General features: G+C 33.8%; 5 protein-coding genes and 1 rRNA gene. 3 read left to right on the top strand and 3 right to left on the bottom strand.

Annotated elements, in window-relative coordinates:
- The first annotated feature begins 140 nt into the window (after positions 1–140).
- Positions 141–253, top strand: a 5S ribosomal RNA gene (gene rrf / locus A3GM_RS0110405).
- A 1052-nt stretch (positions 254–1305) separates the two neighbouring features.
- Here the strand turns inward: rrf and A3GM_RS0110400 are convergent.
- From A3GM_RS0110400 to A3GM_RS0110390, 3 genes are all read right to left on the bottom strand, one after another.
- The gene (locus A3GM_RS0110400) at positions 1306–1983 is read right to left on the bottom strand and encodes a hypothetical protein (RefSeq protein WP_018363306.1); all 678 of its coding nucleotides are present in this window, start codon (positions 1981–1983) and stop codon (positions 1306–1308) included.
- 24 nt (positions 1984–2007) lie between these two features.
- Positions 2008–2487 (bottom strand): hypothetical protein, encoded by a 480-nt coding sequence (locus A3GM_RS0110395; protein ID WP_018363305.1) that lies wholly within the window; start codon positions 2485–2487, stop codon positions 2008–2010.
- Between the two features lie 334 nt (positions 2488–2821).
- Positions 2822–3019, bottom strand: coding sequence for a hypothetical protein (locus tag A3GM_RS0110390; protein ID WP_018363304.1), 198 nt, complete (start codon positions 3017–3019; stop codon positions 2822–2824).
- Positions 3020–3679: 660 nt separating this feature from the next.
- Here A3GM_RS0110390 and A3GM_RS11705 point away from each other — a divergent pair.
- Together A3GM_RS11705 and A3GM_RS0110380 are read left to right on the top strand one after the other, a co-directional pair.
- A complete protein-coding gene (locus A3GM_RS11705) occupies positions 3680–3856 on the top strand; it encodes a hypothetical protein (RefSeq protein ID WP_018363303.1) in 177 nt (58 codons plus the stop codon).
- A gap of 23 nt (positions 3857–3879) precedes the next feature.
- A complete protein-coding gene (locus tag A3GM_RS0110380; protein WP_154648149.1) occupies positions 3880–5640 on the top strand; it encodes a hypothetical protein in 1761 nt (586 codons plus the stop codon).
- Positions 5641–6000: the final 360 nt, after the last annotated feature.

Genomic DNA, 6000 nt, shown 5'->3' with positions numbered 1-6000 from the left:
TGTAGGTGTAAAGACAGTGATGTCAAAGCCGAGCACTACTAATTGCCCAAAGCTTTCAGACTAAGATTATTTTCATCCGTTGTGATTTATTTAATCATACATTTTGCTTGTAGATATGTTATTGATATTATAAAGGTATATCAGGCGGTTATAGCGGTGGTGTTCCACCTCTTCCCATTCCGAACAGAGAAGTTAAGCCCACTTGCGCCGATGGTACTGCAATGCAATGCGGGAGAGTAGGTAGCTGCCTTTTTTGTTAGAGAGAGTTTAATTGAGTAATCAGTTAAGCTCTCTTTTTTTTGTGTTTGTGTCAAAAGAGGAGCTTGAAGGCATTAAAAAGGAACATCAAAAACACTTATTGAACACTAAATATCTACGTTCCCATATTTTACTTGTATCAAAAGAGGACCTTGAAGGGATTAAAGAAGACAATAAAGAATATTTTTAAAGGCCAGAGAGGAGATATTAGTTGGTTAGGAAATAATGACTTATAGATAATGAGTATTTGTTCCCCAAAAGCAGAAGAAGGCCTTTTCTATGCATTTATAGAAATCACTTCAGGCCAAAGAACCAATAGATGACTTATGCAGAGAATCTTTTATAAACTAACAAGAACAACTTATGACGCAATATAAGGCTTATCTTAGCGACCACTAAGGAAATACTTCTTAAATAGAAAAGAATGCCTTAAAGGTTAAATAAATAGCTAAGGAGATAAAAAAATACCTATCAAAACAAATATAAAGAAAGCACCAGTTCATTTATACTGAGGACTTCAAGACTACAAATAAAAGGATAAGAACCTAAATCGCTTACAGAGATCTTCATTTAACCCACAAAATACTTGTATCAATATTTATAGAGTTGGCTTTAAATAACGATTATAAACAAACCTAATGATTTACCAAATCTTCTCAAGGTATCCTTGAAAGTGCATCTATGTTGCGATATATAAATGAAGAAAGAAGAAACATTCCTTTTATTGAAGATGTTTATAGAAATCAGATTTCCTAAATTTATTTATTAAACTGATTTTATTCGCTTCTAAAGCCTCCTCTTTTTATTTCTATGTTAATCCTTATTCATATAGCATAACCTTCTTAGAAAAGAAATAAAATGAGACAGAAGCGATATAAATGATGTGTTGATAGGATATAGATATATGTAAAAAGAAAATCAAAAGGGCTGTAAGCAACTAAAATACCAATGTAGATAAAAGCAAGAGGCAAAAATAAAACTAGGAATAACCATTGTAGGCTATCCCTAGTTACGTTGTATCTTTGATAAAGAAAGGCTTTGCGTTTCTTAGAATCTCACTTGAAGATTACTGAAACATTCGCCTAGTTTCTTTAAGAAATGACGGCCTGTAGCTGCTGCCATAAGCTTCTTATTGAAAGGATAGAGCGAATATCTTTCTTGAGTTGGATAGAACTCAGTGCATAGCTCCAATTCTCTAGTTCCCGATTCGCTTGGAATAGAGAGTGTAAAGAAAGCTGCATTTTCGCCCAATTGTTTGCTTGCAGCTTGATCATCTTTAGGGAAGATCTTAGCGTTAGCTAGGCGGTCATTGTCAAAAAGATAGTGATTTTTTACCTCATCATCTTTGTCAAGCTCAATAACGTGTAAGCCGTCTTCAGCTAAAAACAAAGGAGTTGCAACATAAACAGTTCTAAATTTTACCATACCCAATGTAAGTAAGCCATATAGATAGTTTTTTGCACCATTCTTCATGTGCTCTTTTGTGTCAGGAGCGTGAAATAAACAACTTGCAGCAATAGGCTTTTTGCCATTTAAATGCTTTATGTAGTCTCCCATTTCTGCAGTATAGAACTCTCTAATCTCTTGTTCGCTTGTGTTCTTAATGCGGTTATCTAAGTCTTCTTTAGTATAACCTTTAGCACTAAAGAACTTGCTGTAGAGAAAACTAAAAGAGAATGCTACTACAATAAAGACAGCAATGATGATGATTTGAGTTGTTGGCATAATAATAGATATTTTATTTTAAGTTTATAATTTTGTTGGTTCTTTTATTTCATCTTTTTTCTTACGGAGAGAACTTCCTAAGCCAAGTGCGAGTATTAGGATAAATACAGCCTTGCCGCCCCAGCGTTGATACCAGCCAATTTTTGTCAATTCTTCTTTGTTAAGACCTTTTTCTTTAAGATATTCGTCCAAGAACTGTTCTTGTTCTGTTGTTGTTGGCTCGTAAATCATATCACTTGCTTTATTATAAAAAACAAGTTTAGGTTCCTGATCAACGTAAAGAGGAAGGATATAAGCAATGTGGAATAGTTTGTAGTAACGTGCGATATCCAATTTTACACCATCTTGATAGATGCTGTCTTTTTCAGGAGTTCGATAAACAACGTCTACAATTTCACGAGTACCTATAGGTATTCTAGCTCTTGCTTCACTCTTACTTGGCATTAAAAGGAAAAGAAGTGTTAGCACCAAAGCATAACCCAAAAATTGTGTATTCTTTTTCATTTGTTCTTTGTGTATTAAAATATGAAACTTAATTTTATTAGTACAAATATAAAAGAATAATGCGATTAACTCTGCAATTGTCGTATTTTAGATTTATGTTTTTGTCTTTTTTAACTCAATTTGTGTTAGTATGTTGTTAATGAGCACTTTATTAGAGGAAGACAAAGACTGACATATAGGAGAATAGAGGGGTATTTTCATTGCTTGTATACTGAAAATACTTATCTTTCTCAGATGATATACGTTGGCATAAGTGCGGTTATATGAACTTAAAACGTAGTTCAGGACACTTTTCAAAATAAGTTTCCATCACTTCATACAAAAAATAAGGATCTCATTTACCCACATAAGATGCTACAGCTTGTGCAAAACTGACACGAGGATTTGCATCATCAACAAGCTCGGAGAGGTCTTCGCAAATCATTTTTTCGGCAAACCATAGCTTTCCCTCATTTTTCCTATCGTACTCTAGTGGGCACATCACTTCACCTTTAAAAAAATAACAATATTCAAGTAATTGGTTGTAGAGCATAATTGTCTGTGTTAGTACGTTATTTTATTGATATGTAAAGATACGGAAATTTATTGAGAAACAGAGTAAATAAGCTCGTTTAAATGATATTTTTGTGGGTTATCTTATATTAATATTCCCTCTTTTTTTTTGCAGGATATGGGCTATTCGCTAACTGTTTATATTTCACATATTTTATACAAAATAGATGTAAGACTTAAATATCTTTCTTTTGGGAATTTAATAGCAGTCCTTTTATCTTGTAAAAGCAGTGCTGTTGCATGGTAAAAGCATTGAGTTTGCTGTGTAAAAGTATTGATTTTTAAATATATATGTATATAGATAGTAATCTGATTACTTTTCCTTTTAGATTTTTATTTATGTTTTATTTTACCATAAAAACCCTTTACATTTCGCCTTTATCTTGCTGTTTTGCATCTTCTATTTTGAAGTAATTTTAATTTTATAGTGAAAAAAAATATTTAGATAAAAAAAATGTTTATATTTGCACCCGAAATGCAAGAGCTACTATTACAAATCATTAGTTTATATGAGTAGGTGAAATGAGTAAAAGATTAATTTCTTTTTACACACGATTGCCGATAAGATTTTATTAAGCTCTCTATATTTATTGCATATATTGATATGCAAGATAATCACATTATATTAACGTAAAAATAAATGAAAGAAAAAGTGTCTGAAAAGAAACGAAAGGAGTATGTTTATCCTATTTCTAATTTGATTAGAATTGAAGATGAACGTTTTTTGTGTGTGTCAATAGGTTTAGATAATCCTTCGTCTACAGAAGGCGGATGGGATGCTAATCAAGATGTTGATGGCGGAGAACTAGAGTTATAAACATGAAACTAACGATGATTAAGATGAAATTTAAAATTTTTATTTGCCTTGCTTTTATAGCGGCTGGAATTGTTTTTAATAGTTGTAGTACAGCAGAGTATGAAGGCGGTAAGCATGATATGGTTGATGTGGAAAATCTAAACTTCATATTGACAGAAGCAACATTTGGTGAAGATAAGCAATTAACACGTGCAATTGAGGCTCCTGTAAAGCAAACAGTGAACTTTGGAGATGACCTTACTGCTGAAATTAGTGTGGAAAGAGATAAGAACCAAGAATTAGTGACACGTGCTACCACTCCTTTGAGTGATGGAACATATTTTATATATGCTGTAGGTAGTGATGGAAGGCGTATTAAAGGTGCAAATTCTTTGCTTAAAGGTCAGGTAACTGCGGGTGTTTTCAAAGCAGATAAGAATATCCGTCTTCGCCTTTCTCCAGGAGAATACACCTTTGTGTGCTATAATCAATACGTACATGATGATGGTAATAAAATCACTATCACAGATGATGAGCGTGCACGTGTGGGAACAACAACACAAAGAATTACTGCTTCGCCTGCCCGCCAAGAGGTTGCTTTTGCAATGAAACGACAAGTTGCACGTGTACGTTTCAAGATTACAGCCTACACTGAAGTGGCTCCAGATGTTGAAGCTAAACTTGTTTCAACGGCAGATCAGCCAACATCGATTAGCTATACAGATGTAATAAGCAATCCTCAAGCAGTAACTTCGGCTGCTATTGATAAAGCAATTGACTTTCCTGCAACATCTTCAATAAAGAATATTCTTGCCCATGATTTCTTTACCTCTTATGCTTATTGTATGGCAGGTACAAATGGTGCAGATCTTAAACTTAGTTTCTCTGGAGGTACAATTTATCAAAAGAATTTGGCAGGTAAGGAATTTGTATTGCATAATCTTGGTCAACTTGTTGGCAATGGGTCTTACACAGTGCGCATAAAGCTTATGACTAATCCTCTCTACCTCTATCAAGATGGAACAATTGCTATTTATGAAGAGCGAGGAACAAGGACTCCTATCGGAGTGATGATTACCGAAAAAACAAAGGAGAATGCAGGTCCTGAAGAGGAAGGAGCAGGAATGGCGATGGCTTTGAAAGATGCTTCCTATACGGATAGTGAGGGGACTACATATAAATATTTTATAATGCGTGACAAGGATTACTGGGATTTGTCTAATAATGTAAATGCTGAGATGTATGGAGATAATATTAATGCTTCAAAGTTCATATATAATGAGTTTCGTGGCTATTATTATACTTGGAATCCAGAGGCTCTATCAGAACACTTTAAGACAACGTACCCTAATACTCCACAGGCAGAAATCCCTCTTTATCCAACAGAAACTCATGCCTTTTGGGCAGCAGGGCATTATAATTCAGGGGTTATACAAACAGGGAGTGCCCTTAGTAAATGGTTTTTACCAACGGCGGCTGAGATGATATTAGCATTGAGAAAATTAAAAATAGCAGATGTGCAATTAAGCGATTTTGGTCCTGAAGGAATAGATCATTTTTATTGGGAAACTCGAGCAAAGGACTTGACTTTCTCAAAGAACGTTTTCACTAAGGTGGGAGGAGATGTACTTTTTGATAATTTACTATATAGTGATATTTGGACAAGTAGTGATTCTGATGGAGCGCTTTATCATTATACTGTAAGACTTGCAGATGATTGGAAGACACACACGTATCAGGTGTTGGCAAACACTATCGAGAGGAATTATGATGGCTATCGTGTTCGTCCATTTATATATTTCTAAAGTGGATAATTATGATAAAGTTTTGATATGAATAACGACTTTTTTAAAAAGTTTTTATGATATATCGTTGGGGTATGAATATTCATTTTAGAGGGTGTTTTCGTAAGTGGATAGTTCTTTTTCTACCCTTGTAAATAAAATAAGCTAGCGAAATTTTCACTAGCTTATTTTTATTTTATGGTTTAGGGCCTATTTATTTGTCTTAAAATGTTGAGAAATATTATCGTTGTTGATAGATTTTGCTCCACTAATCAACCTCTCTCTTTCTTGATGCTTAGGTGGTTGTGGAATCTTTACATTTTTATTAGACGCTGATATATAGGCTTTTAAAGATGAAAGAACAATCTGCTTGGATAAAAA

Origin of the sequence: Hoylesella nanceiensis DSM 19126 = JCM 15639 (assembly GCF_000379965.1) — a bacterium.
GTDB classification, from domain to species: domain Bacteria; phylum Bacteroidota; class Bacteroidia; order Bacteroidales; family Bacteroidaceae; genus Prevotella; species Prevotella nanceiensis.
This window is presented reverse-complemented; position numbering and strand designations above follow the sequence as displayed.

Bases quoted from the DNA above. Each gene is read 5' to 3' on its own strand.
- A3GM_RS0110380 (WP_154648149.1), top strand. From the start codon at position 3,880: ATGAAATTTAAAATTTTTATTTGCCTTGCTTTTATAGCGGCTGGAATT.
- A3GM_RS0110390 (WP_018363304.1), bottom strand. From the start codon at position 3,019: ATGCTCTACAACCAATTACTTGAATATTGTTATTTTTTTAAAGGTGAA.
- A3GM_RS0110395 (WP_018363305.1), bottom strand. From the start codon at position 2,487: ATGAAAAAGAATACACAATTTTTGGGTTATGCTTTGGTGCTAACACTT.
- A3GM_RS0110400 (WP_018363306.1), bottom strand. From the start codon at position 1,983: ATGCCAACAACTCAAATCATCATCATTGCTGTCTTTATTGTAGTAGCA.
- A3GM_RS11705 (WP_018363303.1), top strand. From the start codon at position 3,680: ATGAAAGAAAAAGTGTCTGAAAAGAAACGAAAGGAGTATGTTTATCCT.